15 protein-coding genes are annotated in these 16,993 nt (G+C 70.7%); all 15 read right to left on the reverse strand.

Annotated features, from left to right (window positions below; translation table 11 throughout):
• Position 1: 1 nt before the first annotated feature.
• The 15 genes from leuC to fmdA all read right to left on the reverse strand — a co-directional run bounded on the left by leuC (position 2) and on the right by fmdA (position 16,948).
• Complete coding sequence (leuC, locus tag D3869_RS17185) at positions 2–1,408, reverse strand: 3-isopropylmalate dehydratase large subunit (RefSeq protein ID WP_137141165.1); 1,407 nt, start codon at positions 1,406–1,408, stop codon at positions 2–4.
• The gene (locus D3869_RS17190; RefSeq protein WP_137141166.1) at positions 1,405–2,817 is read right to left on the reverse strand and encodes an FAD-dependent oxidoreductase; all 1,413 of its coding nucleotides are present in this window, start codon (positions 2,815–2,817) and stop codon (positions 1,405–1,407) included. Before D3869_RS17190 ends, leuC begins: the two co-directional genes overlap by 4 nt.
• Positions 2,814–3,428: a cysteine hydrolase family protein gene (locus D3869_RS17195; protein ID WP_137141167.1), complete on the reverse strand. Its 615-nt coding sequence runs from the start codon at positions 3,426–3,428 to the stop codon at positions 2,814–2,816. The genes D3869_RS17190 and D3869_RS17195 overlap by 4 nt, the downstream gene beginning before the upstream one ends.
• Positions 3,425–5,497: a hydantoinase/oxoprolinase family protein gene (locus D3869_RS17200; RefSeq protein WP_137141168.1), complete on the reverse strand. Its 2,073-nt coding sequence runs from the start codon at positions 5,495–5,497 to the stop codon at positions 3,425–3,427. The genes D3869_RS17195 and D3869_RS17200 overlap by 4 nt, the downstream gene beginning before the upstream one ends.
• Before the next feature lie 19 nt (positions 5,498–5,516).
• Positions 5,517–7,274: a hydantoinase B/oxoprolinase family protein gene (locus tag D3869_RS17205; protein ID WP_137141169.1), complete on the reverse strand. Its 1,758-nt coding sequence runs from the start codon at positions 7,272–7,274 to the stop codon at positions 5,517–5,519.
• Positions 7,271–8,173: an isocitrate lyase/PEP mutase family protein gene (locus D3869_RS17210; RefSeq protein WP_137141170.1), complete on the reverse strand. Its 903-nt coding sequence runs from the start codon at positions 8,171–8,173 to the stop codon at positions 7,271–7,273. The genes D3869_RS17205 and D3869_RS17210 overlap by 4 nt, the downstream gene beginning before the upstream one ends.
• Position 8,174: 1 nt before the next feature.
• A complete protein-coding gene (locus D3869_RS17215; protein WP_137141171.1) occupies positions 8,175–9,602 on the reverse strand; it encodes an MmgE/PrpD family protein in 1,428 nt (475 codons plus the stop codon).
• Between the two features lie 25 nt (positions 9,603–9,627).
• Positions 9,628–10,341: an ABC transporter ATP-binding protein gene (locus tag D3869_RS17220; protein WP_137141172.1), complete on the reverse strand. Its 714-nt coding sequence runs from the start codon at positions 10,339–10,341 to the stop codon at positions 9,628–9,630.
• Complete coding sequence (locus D3869_RS17225) at positions 10,334–11,080, reverse strand: ABC transporter ATP-binding protein (protein WP_137141173.1); 747 nt, start codon at positions 11,078–11,080, stop codon at positions 10,334–10,336. Before D3869_RS17225 ends, D3869_RS17220 begins: the two co-directional genes overlap by 8 nt.
• Positions 11,067–12,065, reverse strand: a complete 999-nt coding sequence (locus D3869_RS17230) for a branched-chain amino acid ABC transporter permease (RefSeq protein WP_137141174.1) — start codon at positions 12,063–12,065, stop codon at positions 11,067–11,069. The genes D3869_RS17225 and D3869_RS17230 overlap by 14 nt, the downstream gene beginning before the upstream one ends.
• Positions 12,062–12,934: a branched-chain amino acid ABC transporter permease gene (locus tag D3869_RS17235; protein ID WP_014197324.1), complete on the reverse strand. Its 873-nt coding sequence runs from the start codon at positions 12,932–12,934 to the stop codon at positions 12,062–12,064. Before D3869_RS17235 ends, D3869_RS17230 begins: the two co-directional genes overlap by 4 nt.
• A 106-nt stretch (positions 12,935–13,040) precedes the next feature.
• On the reverse strand, positions 13,041–14,279 hold the full coding sequence (locus D3869_RS17240) for an ABC transporter substrate-binding protein (protein ID WP_137141175.1): 1,239 nt from the start codon (positions 14,277–14,279) through the stop codon (positions 13,041–13,043).
• A 5-nt stretch (positions 14,280–14,284) separates the two neighbouring features.
• Complete coding sequence (locus D3869_RS17245) at positions 14,285–15,139, reverse strand: GntR family transcriptional regulator (protein WP_137141176.1); 855 nt, start codon at positions 15,137–15,139, stop codon at positions 14,285–14,287.
• A 204-nt stretch (positions 15,140–15,343) separates the two neighbouring features.
• A complete protein-coding gene (locus D3869_RS17250) occupies positions 15,344–15,694 on the reverse strand; it encodes an FmdB family zinc ribbon protein (protein WP_137141177.1) in 351 nt (116 codons plus the stop codon).
• 21 nt (positions 15,695–15,715) lie between these two features.
• Entirely contained in the window at positions 15,716–16,948 is a 1,233-nt protein-coding gene (gene fmdA / locus D3869_RS17255) for a formamidase (protein WP_094302374.1), read from the reverse strand.
• Positions 16,949–16,993: the final 45 nt, after the last annotated feature.

Consider the following 16,993-nt stretch of genomic DNA (forward strand, 5'->3'; position numbering starts at 1 on the left):
CTTACGAAGCTCCCAGCTTGCGGACATCGGTGAGCTTGCCGGTCACGGCGGCGGCGGCGGCCATCGCCGGGCTCATCAGATGCGTCCGCGCGTTCGGCCCCTGGCGGCCGGGGAAGTTGCGGTTGGTGGTCGAGGCGCAGCGCTCCCCGGCCGGGACGAGGTCGCCGTTGATGCCGACGCACATCGAACAGCCGGGCTCGCCCCATTCCAGGCCGGCGTCGGTAAAGACGCGGTCCAGCCCCTCCACTTCGGCCTGACGGCGCACCGGGACCGATCCCGGGACCACCAGCCCCGGCACCACGGCGCGGCGGCCGCGCAGCACGGCGGCGGCGGCGCGCAGATCCTCCAGCCGGGCGTTGGTGCAGGAGCCGATGAAGACGCGGTCGATGCCGACCTCCTCCAGCCGCGTGCCGGGGGTCAGCCCCATGTAGTCGAGCATCTTGCGCATCTGGCCGGCGCGCACCGGGTCGCTTTCGGCACCGGGATCGGGAACCGCGCCGGTGACGGGAACCGCGGTCTCGGGACTGGTGCCCCAGGTGACCGAGGGGGCGATGGCGGCGGCGTCGAGCGACACCTCGCGGTCAAAGGCGGCGTCCGGGTCGCTGGGCAGGGTCCGCCAGTGCGCGACGGCGCGGTCGAACAGCGCGCCCTTGGGGGCGTAGGTCCGCCCCTCGATCCAGGAGAAGGTGGTGTCATCGGGGGCGATCATGCCGGCCCGCGCCCCCGCCTCGATCGACATGTTGCAGACGGTCAGCCGGCCTTCCATCGACAGGGCGCGGATGGCGCTTCCCGCGTATTCGATGACGTGGCCGGCCGCCCCGTCGGCGCCGATGAAGCCGATCACCGCCAGGATCAGGTCCTTGGCCGTCACATGCGCGCCCAGCTCCCCGTCGACGGTGACGCGCATGGTCTTGGGGCGGCGCTGCCACAGCGTCTGGGTCGCCAGCACATGCGAGACCTCGGTGGCGCCGATCCCGAAGGCGAGCGCCCCGAAGGCACCGTGGGTCGAGGTGTGGCTGTCGCCGCAGACGATGGTCAGGCCCGGCAGGGTCAATCCCTGCTCCGGCGCCAGCACATGGACGATGCCCTGCGCCGGGTCGTGCAGGCCGAAGTGGCGCAACCCGTGGCGGCCGGCGTTCGCCTCCAGCATCGTCACCATGTTGGCGATCTCGGGATCGGCGATCGGTTTGGCGCGGCTGTGCGAAGGCACATAATGGTCGGCGACGGCGAAGGTCAGCTCCGGTCGGCGCACCGGGCGTTTGGCGTGGTCGATCATGCCGAAGGCGTGGAACGAGCCCTCGTGCAGGAAATGGCGGTCGATGGCGAGCAGCGCCTGTCCGTCCGGCCGGGTCGCCACCAGATGGGCGTCCCAGACCTTGTCGAACAGGCTGCGGGGGTGTTGCGTCATGGGTTGCTTCCCTCCTTCACGGAGTCCGCCGCGGCCGCCCCGGCGATGCGCCCCAGCGCCACCGCAGTCAGCAAGCCATTGCCGGACAGGTAGCCGGACGCCTTCGACCCCGACACGCCGCAGGCGGCCCCGCCGGCGGCGTAGAGGTTGGGCAGCGCACCGCCCTGCCCGTCGACCAGCACGCGGGCGTCGTCATCGACGACCAGCCCGCCCTGGGTGTGGAACAGGGCGCCGGTGACGCGGACGGCGCGGTACGGTGCCACCAGCGGCGCCGAGCCGGCAAAGCTCCGGCCGAAGCCGTCGGTTCCCCCCGCTGCCTTCAACCGGTCGACCTCGGCCAACGTGACGGTCAGCGCCTCCGCGTCGATCTTCATCAGACGGGCGAGGTCCGCCGGGCTGTCGGCACCGAGCACCGCGCCCATCGCCTCGGCCTGCCGGAAATCCTCGAACTGGCGGGCGACGGCGGCGATGCGCTCGTCGAAGACGGTCCAGGCGATGCCATCGGGCTGGCGCAGCACGACGGCGGCCTGCTCGGAATAGCCCTGCGCCTCGTTGGAGAAGCGCTTGCCCTCGGTGTTCACCTGCACGCCGCCTTCGGTGACCGTCGCCCAGGTGACCAGGATGCCGGCGGGGTGAGCCACCGAGCCGTGGCCCTGGTGCCCCGACAGGTGCCGCGTCGCCGCCCCCAGCGCCTCGCCCCAGAGCAGAGCGTCGCCCTGGTTGCCGGGATGGCCGAAATAGAGCGCGTCGGCCAGCTCCGGCACATGGCGCTCGACCAGCGCCCTGTTGCCGCCATAGCCGTTGCAGGCGAGGATCAGCGCCGCGCAGCCGACCCGCTCGACGCTGCCGTCGGGCCGGGTGACCTCGACGCCACGGACACGCGGGCCGTCGGTATGGAGCGCGGTCACATGCGCCTCGCACAGCACGTCGATGCCGGCGGCCTCGACGGCGCCGCGCAGCCGGTCGATCAGCTCAGCCCCAGACCGGCTGGGCAGCCCGTGCATGCGCCGGGCGCTGTGGCCGGGATAGGTGAAGTTGTCGACCACCGAGAACGGCAGGCCGTAGCGGTCGGCCAGCCATTCCAGCGCCGGGCCGACGGCGCGGGCGACGCGGGACACGTCCGCCGGGTCGGGCTCCCCCTTCGCCTTGGCGATGATGTCGGCGGCGAAGCGCTCGGGGCTGTCCTCAATCCCGGCGGCGCGCTGCCAGCGCGTGCCCGGCGCCGGGATCAGGCCGGCCGACAGGGCGGTGGAACCCTGGGGCAGCGCGTCGCGCTCCAGCACCAGCACCTCCGCCCCGCGCTCATGGGCGGCGAGCGCGGCGATCATCCCGGCCGCTCCGCCGCCGATCACGACGACGGGCACCGTGAATTCGAACGTCACCCCGTCGGCGGGCAGGATGCGGCTCATGGCGCGGTCAGCTCCTCCAGCATCGCCGCGACCGTCGCCACACGGCAGACCGGGCGCAGGGCGGCGACCGAGACGTCATGGACCTGCGGCGTGAAGGCGGCGCAGCCGTCCTCCAGCAAAATGGTGTCGAAGTCGCGGACATGGGCGTCGCGCACGGTCGAGGCGACGCCGCCGTTGGTGACGATGCCGCAGACCAGCAGCCGCTCCACCCCGCATTTGCGCAGCACCCACTCCAGCCGCGACATGTGGAAGGCGGAGTAGGCGATCTTCTCCACCTCGACATCGACGGGCTGGAGCGTGTCCACCGTGCGATGCCCCCAGCCCCCCGGCTGGAAGTCGCCCTTCGCCAGGAAGGGCCGCAGCGCCTTCAGGTGGGGCGAGATCATCGGCTCGCCGCCGCGGCCGGGAACCAGGGTGAAGTTGGTCGAGATCACCCAGCCGCCGCGCGACCGCAGAAGGTCGGCCAACGACTTCACCCGCTCCGGCAGGGCCAGGATTTCCGGCGCCGTCTGACCGGCGCGGCCATAAGCCCCCTCGGGGTGCAGAAAATCGTTCTGCAGGTCGCAGACCAGCAGGGCGGTGCGCTCGATGGGAATTAGCGCGGCGCTCATCGGGCGCTCCTTTCCACGATGACGTTGCCGTACCCGTCGACGCGGGCGCTGAGGTCGGGATCGATGACGGTGGTGGCGTCCGGCTGCTCCAGGATCGCCGGACCCTGGATGTGCGCGCCGACCGGCAGGTCGAGACGGTTGTAGACCGCCGTCTCATGCCACGCCCCGTCGAACCACACCGGGCGCGAACCGGCGTGGGCGCCCTCCACCGTCGTGCCGGCCGCCGGAGCCAGGGCGGCGAGGTCGAAGTGCGGGCGGCGGCCGATGGCGGCGGTGCGCAGGTTGACGATCTTGGCGCCCACCCCCGGCAGCAGCCGGCTGAAGGACGCCTGATAGGCGCGCTCGAAGGCGGCGCGGATGGTCGCCTCGTCGACCCCGGTGGTGCCATTTTCGACCGACACGGGCAGCGGCACGGCGACCGTGTGGGTCTGGCCGATGTAGTGCATGTCGAGTTCGAAGACGAGGTCGATGCGCTCGACGCTGAGGCCGGCGGACTCAACGACGGCGCGGGCGGCGGTCGCCTCCTCCACCATGCGGCGGTCGAGCGACGCGGCGTCGATGCCGGCCAGCGGCAGGTTCACCGTCTGCACCTGATCGTGCCGGATGTCGGCGATGACGCAGCCGAGCGCCGAGGTCACGCCGGGGAAGCGCGGCACCAGCGCCGCCTTCAGCCCGACCTCCTTGATCAGCGCGCCGACATGCAGCGCGCCGCCGCCACCGAAGGGCACCGCGGCGAACTTGGCCGGGTCGTGCCCGCGCTCGATGGAGACGAGGCGGATGGCGCCGGCCATCTTGCTGTTGGCGATGCGCACCACCGCCTCCGCCGCCGCCATGACGTCGAGGCCCAGCGGCTCGGCGACGTGGGTGGCGATGGCGGTGCGGGCGGCGTCGACGTCCAGCCGGGCGAGCTTGCCGCCGATCGGCCGCTCCGCGTTGATGCGGCCGAGCAGCACGTTGGCGTCGGTCAGCGTCGGGCGGGTGTTGCCCTGGCCGTAGCAGACCGGCCCCGGCCGTGACCCTGCGCTCTCCGGCCCGACCTGCAGCATGCCGCCGGGATCGACCCCGGCGATGGAGCCGCCGCCGGCGCCGATGGTGGTGATCTCGATCATCGGGGTGCGGACGACCAGACCGAAGTCGATGGTGGTCTGGGCGGCCAGCATGGTCTGCCCCTCCACCACCAGCGACACGTCGAAGCTGGTGCCGCCGAGGTCGCCGGTGATGACGTTGGGGAAGCCCGCCGCCTTGGAGATCGCCGCGGCGGCGATGACGCCGGCCGCCGGCCCCGACAGGGCGGTGCGCACCGGCAGGCGCCGGGCGGTGTCGGTGGACATGACGCCGCCGTTCGACTGCACGATGTGGAAGCGGCCGCCGAACCCCTCCCCGGCCAGCGCGTTGTCGAGCTTGGCAAGGTAGCTGCCGACCACCGGCTGGAGATAGGCGTTCAGCGCGGTGGTCGAGGTGCGCTCGAACTCGCGGATCTCCGGCAGGATGCGCGAGGAGCATTCGAGGTTCGCGTTCGGCCACACCTCGCGCGCCGCCTCCAGCGCCGCCAGCTCGTTGGCCGGGTTGGCGTAGGCGTTGATGAAGACGATGGCCAGCGCCTCCGCCCCCATCGCGGCCAGCCGTCGGGCGGCGGCGCGCACCTCGTCGGGATCGACGGCGGCGCGGACCGTTCCGTCGGCCAGCGTGCGCTCCGCCACCTCCAGCCGCAGGTCGCGGTCGACCACCGGGACGAAGTCGCCCCACAGGCCCCAGGTCTGGCGGCGGTCGCGGCGGCGCATCTCCAGCACGTCGCGGAAGCCGGCGGTGGTGATCAGCCCGACCTTGGCGCCCTTGCGCTCCAGCAGAGCGTTGGTGCCGACCGTGGTGCCGTGGACGATGGAGCCCAGTTCGGCGACCGGACCGAAGCTCTGCAGGCCAGCGAGGAAGCCGACCGCCTCGTCGCCGCGGTTGGACGGGACCTTGGCGGTGCGGAAGCTGCCGCGCGCCTCGTCGTAATGGAAGAGGTCGGTGAAGGTGCCGCCGACATCGACGCCGACGATTGCACCCGTGGAGATGCCGTTGCTCATGGTCTTGCTTCCGGATTCGTCAGGCGGCGGAGGTTTCGCGGAGCGCCGCGGTGGCGGCGATGTCGAGCGCGCCGTCGTCGGTCAGCGCCACGCCGTAGGCGCTGCGCGCGGCCTCGGCGCCGAGGTAGCCGAGCCGCACGTCGCGGGCCACGGCCTCGGCGTCGCGGCGTCGCGGGTCGCCCCAGCCGCCGCCACCGGGAGTCTCCAACCGGACGCGCTGGCCGTCGCGGATCTTCACATCGGTGACTTTGGAGGCGAGCGGCGGCGATTTCTCGCCCTCGTCGCTCTGCCAGACGAAGCGGTTCAGCGCGGCGGGCGTGCCGCCGGCCACCCCGAAGGGCGCGAAGACGCCGCGCTCGCCCAGCAGGAAGACGTCGGCGGCGGTCAGCGCCTCGATCTCGTAGACCGCCCCCAGCCCGCCGCGGTGCAGGCCGGCCCCGGCGGAATCCGGGCGCAGCGCCCATTGGGTGAACATCACCGGATAGGCGGCTTCAAGGATTTCCACCGGCGGAATGGTGGCGGTGGAGATCGGGTTGTTGGCGTGGTTCAGCCCATCGCTCTCCGGGTTGCCGCCCAGACCGCCGCCGAAGAAGGAGAACATCACCCAACGCGAGCCGTCCGGACGGTGGCCGGCCAGAGACAGCGCGTTGATGGTGCCGAATGGTGCCGCGGTGGCGCGGGCCGGGTCGGCCAGGGCCAGCGCGCCGAACACAACGCCGATGACGCGCAGGATGGTTTCGGTGTAGCCGCCGACCGGCTTGGGCGGCTTCACCGCCAGCAGCGTCGTCTCGGGGATGACGAAGGTGATCGGATTGAGGCAGCCGGCGTTGGCCGGCACGTCGGTGAAGACGTGCTTCAGCGCGACGTAGCAGCAGGCGACCGCCGTGGAGTAGGCGATGTTGAGCGGCCCGGCGCAGGGTGCCGAGGAGCGGGAGAAATCCAGCACCATGCGGTCGCCCGCGATGGTCAGGTCCAGCGCGATCCGCAGACGGTCGGCGGTGATGCCGTCGTTGTCGAGATAGTCCTCGAAGCTGTAGGTGCCGTCGGGCAGCCTGGACAGCGCGCTGCGCATCAGCGCCTCGGCCCGCGCGGTGAAGGCGTCGAAGGCCGCCGCGACGGTGTCCTCGCCATGCTCGTCCAGCAGTTCGGTCAGCCGGCGCACGCCGAGGTCGAGCGCGTTGAGCTGCCCGTTCAGGTCGCCGTAGTTGGACACCGGCACGCGGGAGTTGGCGGCGAGGATCGCCAGCAGGTCGTGGTTCATCGCCCCGGCCTTGACCAGCTTCACCGGCGGGATGCGCACGCCCTCCTGGAAGCTGTCGGTGGCCCGCGCGTTGAAGTTGCCCGGCACGTTGCCGCCGATGTCGAGCCAGTGGCCGACCGACGCCATCCAGCAGAACAGCCGGCCCTGGCGGAAGATCGGCCGCACCAGCCGGAAGTCGTTCAGGTGCGTGCCGCCGTCGTAGGGGTCGTTGAACAGGAAGATGTCGTCGGGGTGAAGGTCGCCCTCCCGCGCCACCTTGTCGATCACCGCCTTGACCGCGAAGGCCATGGCGCCGACGAAGATCGGCAGGCCGTTGGTGCCCTGCACCAGCGTGGCGCCGGTCTCGGCGTGGTAGAGGCCGTGGCAGGCGTCGCGCGCCTCGGCGATGATCGGGTTGAAGGCCGAGCGGTAGAGCGTCGCGTCCATCTCGTCGGCGATCTGCTCCAGCCGGCCCTTGAGGACGGCCAGCGTGACGGGGTCGATTGTGGTGGTCTTGGTGGTGGTCTGGGTGGTCATGCCGCGTCCTCCCGCTTGGCGGAGGTGAAGTCCTTGTAGGTTTCGCCGAGCGCCAGCATCTCCGGCGTGCCGATGAGATCGTTCAGCGCGTTGAAGTCGAACATGCGGTCGCGGAAGGGCTGGGTGGTGCCGTGCTGGGCCAGCGAGGCGTAATAGTCCTGCGCCTGCCGGGCCAGCGCCCGCACGATGCCGCCGGGGAAGATCACCAGCCGGTAACCAAGATCGCCCAGATCGGCGGCGGAGCTGATCGGCGTCTGCCCGCCCTCCACCATGTTCGCCAGCAGCGGGCGGATGCCGCCGAGGTCGGTGGCGATGGCGGAGAGCTGCTCGCGGCTCTTCGGCGCCTCGACGAACAGCACGTCGGCGCCGGCCTCGACGTAGAGGCGGGCGCGGTCGAGCGCCGCCGGGACGCCCTCCACCGCCACCGCGTCGGTGCGGGCGATGATCAGGGTGCCTTCGCTGGTCCGGGCGTCGACCGCAGCCTTGATCTTGCCGGCCATCTCGCCGGCCGGGATCACCGCCTTGTCGGTCAGGTGGCCGCAGCGCTTGGGAAAGCTCTGGTCCTCGAGCTGCAGGGCGGTGGCACCGGCGCGCTCGAACATGCGCACGGTGCGCTGCACGTTGAGCGCGTTGCCGTAGCCGGTGTCGGCGTCCACCACCAGCGGCGTCGGCACGCGGTCGCGCACCAGCGCGATGGTGTCCGCCACCTCGCTGACCGAGACCAGCCCGATGTCGGGCCGGCCGAGCCGGGTGTAGGCGATGGCCGCGCCCGACAGGTACAGCGCCTCGAACCCCGCCGCCGCCGCCAGCGAGGCGGTGAAGGCGTCGTAGACGCCGGGGGCCAGGACGACGCGGTCCTCGGAAAGCCGCTGTTTGAAGGTGAGATCGGGTCGGGTCATTTCAGACGCTCCCCCCGGCGGCGGCGGGCGCCGACAGAAGCCGGGTCAGGGTTGAAAGGTCGGCCGCGCGGTCGATCGACGCGACGCAGTCGGCAATGGCGGCGGCGTGGGCGGCGCCCCAGACCGGACCGGCGAGGTCGGCGAACTTGGCGCGCACCTCGTCCGGGCTGTAAGGGTCCTCGGTGTCGCCCTTGTTGGTCAGCGCCTCCGCCTCGAAGCGCCGGCCGTCGGCCAGGGTCAGGCGGACGCGGGCTGGGCGCAGGCCGGGAAGACGGGCGGTCAGGCCGCGGTCCTCGCGCACGATCACCCGGCGGGCGAGGTCGCGGGTCGCCGCGTCCTGGCGGGCATCGTCGCGGAAGGCGCCGGGCGTGGCGGCGCCGTTGGCGAGGAAGGTCGCCAGCGCAAAGGGCAGCGAGAATTTCGCGGCCAGCATGTTCTTCGGCTCGGCCCCGTCGAGCTGGGCGGCCCAGACGTAGGTGTCGACCTCGATGGCCGCGACCTCCGCCGGGGCGATCCGCCCGCCGGCCTTCGCCACGATGTCGCCCAGCGCGTCGAGCGCGCCGTGGGTGTAGCGGCAGGCGGCGTGGCGCTTGAAGTAGTTGCGGGCGATCTCCCAGCGTTCGCCCAGTTCCTCGACCATCAGCTCCGGCCGGAAATCGGTGGCGACGACGCCGCCGAACACGCTGCCGATCCCGTCGGTCTCGCCGATGATGCCGCTCGCCGCCAGATCCCAGGCGGTCAGGCCGAGCTGGTTCGACACCCCGGCGTAGGCGTTGCGCACCGTGCCGCCCTCCAGCATCGTCCGCCGGCTGGTGGCGAGGCCGAGGGTGGAGGCGATGTTGAGCGTCTCGATCACCATCGCCGCGTCGGCGCGGTTCAGATGGGCGACGGCCAGCGCCGCCCCCGCCGTGCCCCAGGTGCCGTGCGGGTGGGTGGTGACCAGCAGCTTGGCGGCGATGCCGATGCGCGACCCGATCTCGTAGCCGAGTGCCAGCGCGGTCAGCAGGTCGGCACCGGACGCCTTCAGGCGCGGCCCGGCGGCAAGCAGGGCCGGAACGACATGGATCGCCGGATGGCCGCGGGCGTACTGGTTGCCCTCGTCCAGCTCCAGCATGGTTCCGGCCAGCCCGTTGAGCAGGGCGGCGGACCCGGCGGCGAAGCCCCGGCCACTGCCGATGGCCGGGCAATCGCCGGAACCGCCGGTCTCAGCCATACGGCCCGCCAGCGCTTGGCATTCCGGCTCCTGCATGCCGGCGGCGATCACGCCGACGCAGTCCAGCAGCACCAGCTTCGCCCGCTCCACCACCGGGGCCGGCAGGTCGGCGACGGTCAGGCCGGCGGCGAAGGTGCCCCAACGGTCGAGCCAGGACGGCCGGGCGGCGGCGAGCAGCGCGCTCGCCGGCTTCACGTCAAAGGACAGGCTAGTCATTTCACCGCTCCCGAGCGGACGGCCCCTAGAGGCCGAGATAGGTGCGTTTCAATTCGGGGTCGCGCGCGATGTCGTCGGACGGTCCCGACAGCGCGAAGACGCCGTTTTCGAGGATGTAGGCGCGGCGGGCGACCTCCAGCGACTGGACGACGTTCTGCTCGACCAGCAGGATCGCCAGCCCGCCCGCGTTCAGCTGGCGGATCAGCCCGAACATCTCCTCCACGATCAGCGGCGAGAGACCGAGCGACGGCTCGTCGAGGATCAGCAGCAGCGGTTCGGCCATCATGCCGCGCCCGATGGCGAGCATCTGCTGCTCGCCGCCCGACAGCGTGCCGGCGAGCTGGCCCTCGCGCTCCTTCAGGCGGGGGAAGGTGGCGAAGATGCGCTCCAGGTTCCGCGCCCGGTTCGGCTTGCCGCGCCGGTAGCTGCCCAGCTCCAGATTCTCGCGGATCGACAGGTTGGGGAAGATCTTGCGGCCTTCCGGCACCTGGATCAGCCCCTCCTCGACGATGCGCGCGGCGGAGCGGCCGTCGATGCGGCTGCCGGCGAAGCGGATCTCGCCCGCCCAGGGCGGCAGCACGCCCGACAGCACCTTGTTCAGCGTCGTCTTGCCGACGCCGTTGGAGCCGAGGACCGTGACGATCTCGCCGTCCAGCACGGCCATGTCGATGCCGCGCAGCACCTCGGTGGCGCCGTAGCCGGTCTTCAGCCCCTGGATGCTCAGAAGCGCCTCAGCCATGGGCCGCCCCCTCCGCCGCCAGACGGGCGGCGGCGCCGTGGCCGAGATAGGCCTCGATCACGCGGGGGTCGGCGCAGACGGCGGCGGGCTTGCCCTCGGCGATCATGCGGCCCTGGGCCAGCACATAGACGCGCTCGCACAGGTTCATCACCGCCTGCATGACGTGTTCGATCATCAGGATCGTCACCCCTTCGTCGCGGATTCCCCGGATCACCGGGATGATGTCGCGGATCTCCGACGGGTTCAGGCCGGCCAGCACCTCGTCCAGCAGCAGCAGCTTCGGCTCGGTGGCGAGCGCGCGAGCCAGCTCCAGCCGCTTGCGCCCGGCCACCGTCAGCCCGCCGGCCGGGCGGTCCAGTTCGGCCGCCAAGCCGACCCGGCGGGCGACGTCGCGCGCCTTGGCGATGGCGTCGGCGCGCCTGGCGTGGCGCAGATAAGCCCCGACCGCGATGTTCTCGCACACCGTCAACCCGGCAAAGGGCTGGACGATCTGGAAGGTGCGGCCGATGCCGCGCTCGGCGCGGCGGTGCGGCTCCTCGCCGGTGATGTCGGTGCCCTCGAACAGGATCCGTCCGTCGCTCGGCGCGACGAAGCCGGAGATCATCGAGAACAGCGTGGTCTTGCCGGCGCCGTTCGGCCCGATCAGGCCGATGATGCCGCCGGGCTCCAGCGCGAGCGACGCGTTGTCCACCGCCATCAGACCGCCGAAGCGCTTGGAGACGGACTCAACGGCCAGCATGGGACACCTCCTTGGCGCCGCGCGTCATCATCCCGCGGCCGCGGTCGCGCAGCCGCTCCAGCAGGCCCAGGATGCCGCCGCGGGCGAAGGCGACGGCCAGCACCAGCACGCCGCCGAAGACGATCAGATCGATGCCGGGGATGCGGCCGGCGAACTGCTTGGCGAGTTCGCCCAGCCCGTGCAGGGTCAGCGCGCCCACCACCGGCCCGAAGACGGTGCCGACGCCGCCGATGATCGGGGCGAGCAGCAGTTCCACCGAGATCCAGCTGCCGTAGGCGATGTGAGCGTCGATGTAGAGGAAATACTGGGCGTAGAGGCAGCCGGACAGCGCTGTCACCGCGCCCGACAGGGCGATGGCGCGCAGTTTGACCTTCAGGGAGTCGACGCCCAGCGCCTTGGCCGCGTCCTCGTTCTCGCGCACCGCGACGAGCTGCGCGCCGAAGCGGGAGCGCTGGATCCAGCGCGTCAGCAGCAGCACGCCGGTGACGAAGGCCAGGACCAGCCAGTAGAAGACGGCGCGGTCGGCGAATTGCAGGTTGGCGGGATGGACATCCAGCTTGATCAGCAGTCCGGCGGCGCCGCCGGTGAAGGAGGCCGCGTTGGCGAGGATGCGGAACACCTCGGCGAAGGCCAGCGTCACCAGCGCGAAGTAGGACCCCCGCAGGCCGGAGCGGAAGCTGAGGAAGCCGATGGTCCAGGCGACCGCCGCCCCCGCCGCCATCGCCGCCAGCAGCCCGGCCCAGGCGTTGACGCCGTAGCGAAGCTGCAGGATCGCCGTCACATAGGCGCCGGTGCCGAAGAAGGCGGCGTGGCCGAAGCTGAACTGGCCGCCGAAGCCGCCCAGGATGTTCCAGCCCTGCGCCCCCAGCGCCACGATCAGCGTGAAGACGAGGAAGTTCATCACCGGGCTGGACGTCACCACCAGCGGCAGCAGCGCGGCGAGGACGGCCAGGACGACGATCGGGATCAGGTCGCGCGCGGTCATGCCTTGGCTCCGAACAGGCCGGTCGGCCGCACCAGCAGCACGGCGATGAAGATCAGGAAGATGCCGATCTGCCCCAGGCTGTCGCCCAGGAACAGGCCGCACAGGCTCTCCACCACGCCGATGAACAGGCCGCCCAGCAGCGCGCCGGGGAGCGAGCCCATGCCGCCCAGCACCACGACGGTGAAGGCGACCAGCACGAAGGCGCTGCCGATGCGCGGGTTGACGTAGAAGGTCGGCATCAGCAGGCCGGCCGCCACGGCGAGGCAGGCGCAACCCAGCCCGAAGGTGATGGCGTAGACGTGCGGCACGTCGATGCCGACCAGATTGGCGCCCAGCTTCTCCTTGGCGACGGCGCGGATGGCCTTGCCGGTGTCGGTGCGGTTCAGCACCAGCCAGAGCAGCCCGGTCACCACCACCGCCACACCCAGCCCGATCACCCGCGGGTAGGACAGCAGCAGCGGCCCCAGCGCCACCACCTGGAAGGAGTAATCGGTGTCGAGCGTGCGGGTGTCCGACTGGAAGACCGCCAGCAGCACATTCTCCAGCACGATCGACAGGCCGAGCGTGACCAGCAGGATGTTGCCGTCGTCGCCGTGGCTGGCCGGCCCGATGACGAAGCGCTGCAGCCCGTAGCCCAGCACGAACATCAGCGGCACCAGCGGCACGATCACCAGATAGGGGTCGAGGCCGAGCCAGGCCCAGGCGACCCAGACCGCGAACATGGCGCAGGTCAGCAGCGCGCCATGGGCGAAGTTGATGATGTGGAGCACGCCGTAGATCAGCGTCAGGCCGAGGGCGATCAGCGCGTAGACCGCGCCGGTCATCAGCCCGTTCAGCGCCGCTTCCAGGATGATCTGAGGTGAATACATGGCAGCCCGCGCATGAGGGAAACGGTTTCCCCCCCGTCCGGGCGGCCGCTGCACGGCGCCGCGGGACGGGCGGGGGAACGGCGGGAGGTGCGAAGGCGACGGCGGGTTACGCCGCCGGGAAGTTGGCCTTCGCCTCCGCGAAGTACTCGGGGAAGATCACCTTGATGTCCTCGCCCTGGATCTGCGTGTTGATCGGGGTGGCGCCCTCGTTCTGGCCGTTGACGAACTTCGTCGGGCCGTAGGGCATGATGTGACCGGCGAAGGTGGAGCTGTTCAGCGCCTCGATGATCTTCTTGCGGTCGGCGGAGCCGGCGCGCTCGATGGCGTCGACCAGCAGCAGCACGTTCGAATAGTTCAGCGGAACGTTGTAGGCGAAGGACTTGCCCTGCGCCTCCACCGCCTTGCGCAGCGCCTGGGCCTGCGGATTCTGCGGGTCGTGCCAGTGGTTGCAGTCGATGACGTTCTGGGCCGCCTGCGGGAACTCCTTGACGAAGCGCCCGTTCGACGCGGCACCGCCGAGGATCGCGTAGACGCCCTTCGGCTTGATGCGCTGCTGCTGCATGGTGCGGGCGAGCAGAACGAACTCGCCGTAGTAGTTGGATGGGATGACGAGATCCGGGTTCAGCGAGCGGATGCGCAGCGCCACGTTGGACATGTCGCGCGCCGGGGTCGGATGGGCGATGGTCTCCAGGATCTTGAAGCCGCGCTTGGGCAGCTCGGTCTGCAGCAGCTTGGCGAGGCCCGATCCGAACAGGCCGTCCTCATGGACCAGCACGACGGTCTTCGCCGGCTTGCCGGCCAGCTCGTTGATCTTGGTCAGGTTGTCGAGGGCGACCTGGGTGACCTTGCCGAAGCCGGGGCTGAAGCGGAAGGTATTGGTCAGGCCGCGCGCCATGATCTGGTCCGACACGCCGACGTCGACCAGATAGGGCAGATCGTAGCGCGCCGCCGCCTGAGAGGCGGCGAGGCAGATCGGGCTGGCGAAGCCGCCGACGATGGCGCACACGCCCTCGGCCTGCATGCGCTCGACCTCCTGCGTGCCGGCCTCCGGCGTGGAGCGGGCGTCGCCGAAGAGCATCTCGATCTTGGCCCCGCCCAGCGCCTTGAGGCCGCCCGCGGCGTTGATCTCGTTGATCGCCATCTCGGCGCCGAGCCGGCCGAGGTCGCCGTCATGGGCGAGCGCGCCGGTCACCGGCTGGAGGATGCCGATCTTCACGGCTGGGGTCTGCGCCCGCAGAATCGACGGGGCACCCACCATCGCGAAGGCCGCCGCCGCGGCGCCCGCCTTGAGCACCGTGCGGCGGGAAACGCCGGAGAGTGCGGAGTCCTGAACCGAACGTCCCATAACGCTCAACTCCTCTGCTTGATGGCCCGCGAGCCGCGGGTGGGCTTTTCGCCCGCTTTGTTCTTGTCGGTCTTGGCGTTCTCGGATGCGCGCGGCCGGCCCAGGGCCGGGCTCCAGCGCCGTTCCCCGTCGTCGCCGATGCGCACCAGATCCATGTGGAAGCTGTAGCGGTCGGGCCGGTACAGCGCGTGCAGATGCTCCACCCCGCGGCCGGACGGGTCGTGCACGATGCGGGTCAGCGTCAGCAGCGGCGAGCCGATCTCCAGATCGAGCGCCGCCGCCGCCTCCGGCCCGGCCAGCGTGGCGTTGATGGCCTGGGTCGCGCGCTCGGTCTTCACCCCCGACCGCTCGATCAGCTCCAGCAGCGGGCGCGCCGCCAGTTCCGCCTCCGAATAGGTCAGGCCGAGCCATTCCGGCACATGAGTGGTCAGGTAGGAGAAGGGTTCCCCGTCGATCAGGCGCACGCGCACCGACCGCTGGACCCGCTCGCCCGGCTTCAGCCCCAGGCTCCCGGCGATGGCCTCCGGCGGCGCGACATAGCCGAAGGAGAGCAGTTTCACGTCGGTGCTGCGCCCCATGTCGATCAGGTGCGACAGCACGTTGGAGAGGTCGGCGACGATGGGGCGGACCGCGCGGCTGTCATGGACGAAGGTGCCGGAGCCGGCCTTGCGCTGCACCAGCCCTTCCTTCTCCAGCAGGTCGAGCGCCCGGCGCACGGTCACCCGCGACACCGCGTGCTCGGCGGCCAGCGCCGGTTCCCCCGGCAGGCGCCCGCCCGGCGGCAGGTCGCCGGCGACGATGCGGTCGCGCAGCAGCAGGTAGATCCGGCGCGCCTTCAGCGGTTCGACCGACGACTTCACAGTGCCCCGCCTCCTTCTCGCTGGAAACCGGTGTCTGTCTCTCCATAAGACAGGAACCTGTATGATCGATAATACAGCTTCGGTCAACAGCGATGTTGGGGAAGCGGACGATTGGCGCAGGGTCCCTTCGGATTCCGGAGGCGGAAAAGCAAACGGCCCGCCTCGGGAGGGGCGGGCCGTTCGGTGTCGGTCGTTTTCAACGCGTCAGTGGCTGATCATCCACGGCCTTGCCGTCGGGAAGCCCTTCGCCCCGTCAGGGGTGCGGAGCACCGAGCGTCCCTTCTTGCCGCCACCACCGCAGCAGCCGCAGCCCGGCCCGTGCTTGTGCTTCGGCCCGACCTCCGACAGCAGCTTGGGCCGGTCGGCGCTGCGTTCGTTGGTGGCGTGCGCCGTCCGGGTGGCGGCCGACAGCGCGGAGAAGGCCGGCGCCATGCGGATCACCCGTGGCGACGCCGTGCCGCAATCGGGGCACGGCTGCGGCTGGCCGCTTTCCGCCATCGGCCGCATTCCCGTGAAGTCGCCGCAGGTCGGGCATTCGTAATCGTACATCGGCATGGCGCGACCTCCCCTCTCCCGTTACACGCGGTCCTGAGCGATCGGCATGTCGACGTCGCCCTTGATGAACTTCGTCGGGCCGTCGGCGTTCGGGGTGATGTCGAAGTCGAAGATCTGCGTCGGCAGGAACAGGGTGGCGCAGGCGTTCGGCACATCGACCACGCCGCTGATGTGGCCCTGCACCGGTGCGGTGCCGAGGATCGAGTAGGCCTGGGCGCCGGAATAGCCGAACTTCTTCAGATACTCGATGGCGTTCAGGCAGGCCTGCCGGTAGGCGACATGGACGTCCAGGTAATGCTGCTCGCCCGCCTCGTCGACCGAGATGCCCTCGAAGATCAGGTAGTCGTTGTAGGTCGGGACGATCGGGCTCGGCTTGAAGATCGGGTTCTTGATGCCGTACTTCGCCATGCCGTCCTTGATCAGGTTGACCTTGAGATGCGCCCAGCCGGCCATCTCGATGGCGCCGCAGAAGGTGATTTCACCGTCGCCCTGGCTGAAATGCAGGTCGCCCATCGACAGGCCGGCGCCCTTCACATAGACCGGGAAGTAGATGCGCGAGCCGCGCGACAGGTCCTTGATGTCGCAATTGCCGCCATGCTCGCGCGGCGGCACGGTGCGGGCACCCTCAGCCGCCGCCTTGTCGCGGGCCTCGCCCTTCAGCCGGCCCATGTGCGCGGTCGGCGCGTAGGGCGGGTTGGCGAGGCCGGGGACGCGGGTCGGGTTGGTGTCGATCAGCGCCTGCTCGCGCTTGTTCCACTTGGCCAGCAGGTCGTGCGACGGCAGGCAGCCGATCAGGCCGGGGTGGATCAGCCCGGCGAAGCGCACGCCGGGGATGTGGCGCGACTTGGTGAACATGCCCTCGAAGTCCCAGATCGACTTCTGGGCCAGCGGGAAATGCTCGGTGAGGAAGCCGCCGCCGTTCTGCTTGGAGAAGAAGCCGTTGAAGCCCCACTGCTGCTGCGGGAAGGCGCCGATGTCCAGCAGGTCGACGACCAGCAGGTCGCCCGGCTCCGCCCCCTCGACCCCGACCGGGCCGGACAGGAAATGCACCTGGCTGAGATCGACGTCGCGCACGTCGGCGGCATCGTCGTCGTTTTTGATCTGGCCGCCGGTCCAGTCGTAGCATTCCAGGATGAAGTCGTCGCCCGGCTTCACCGTCACCGCCATCGGGATGTCCGGATGCCAGCGGTTGTGGATCATGTCGTTCTCGTAGGGAGACTGCGACAGGTCGGCCTTGATCAGGGTGTCAGCCATGGTTTGCTCTTCCTTATTGGTGGACTGATTGGTGACGAAGGGGTG

The sequence above is a fragment of the Azospirillum brasilense genome (assembly GCF_005222205.1).
GTDB lineage: Bacteria > Pseudomonadota > Alphaproteobacteria > Azospirillales > Azospirillaceae > Azospirillum > Azospirillum brasilense_G.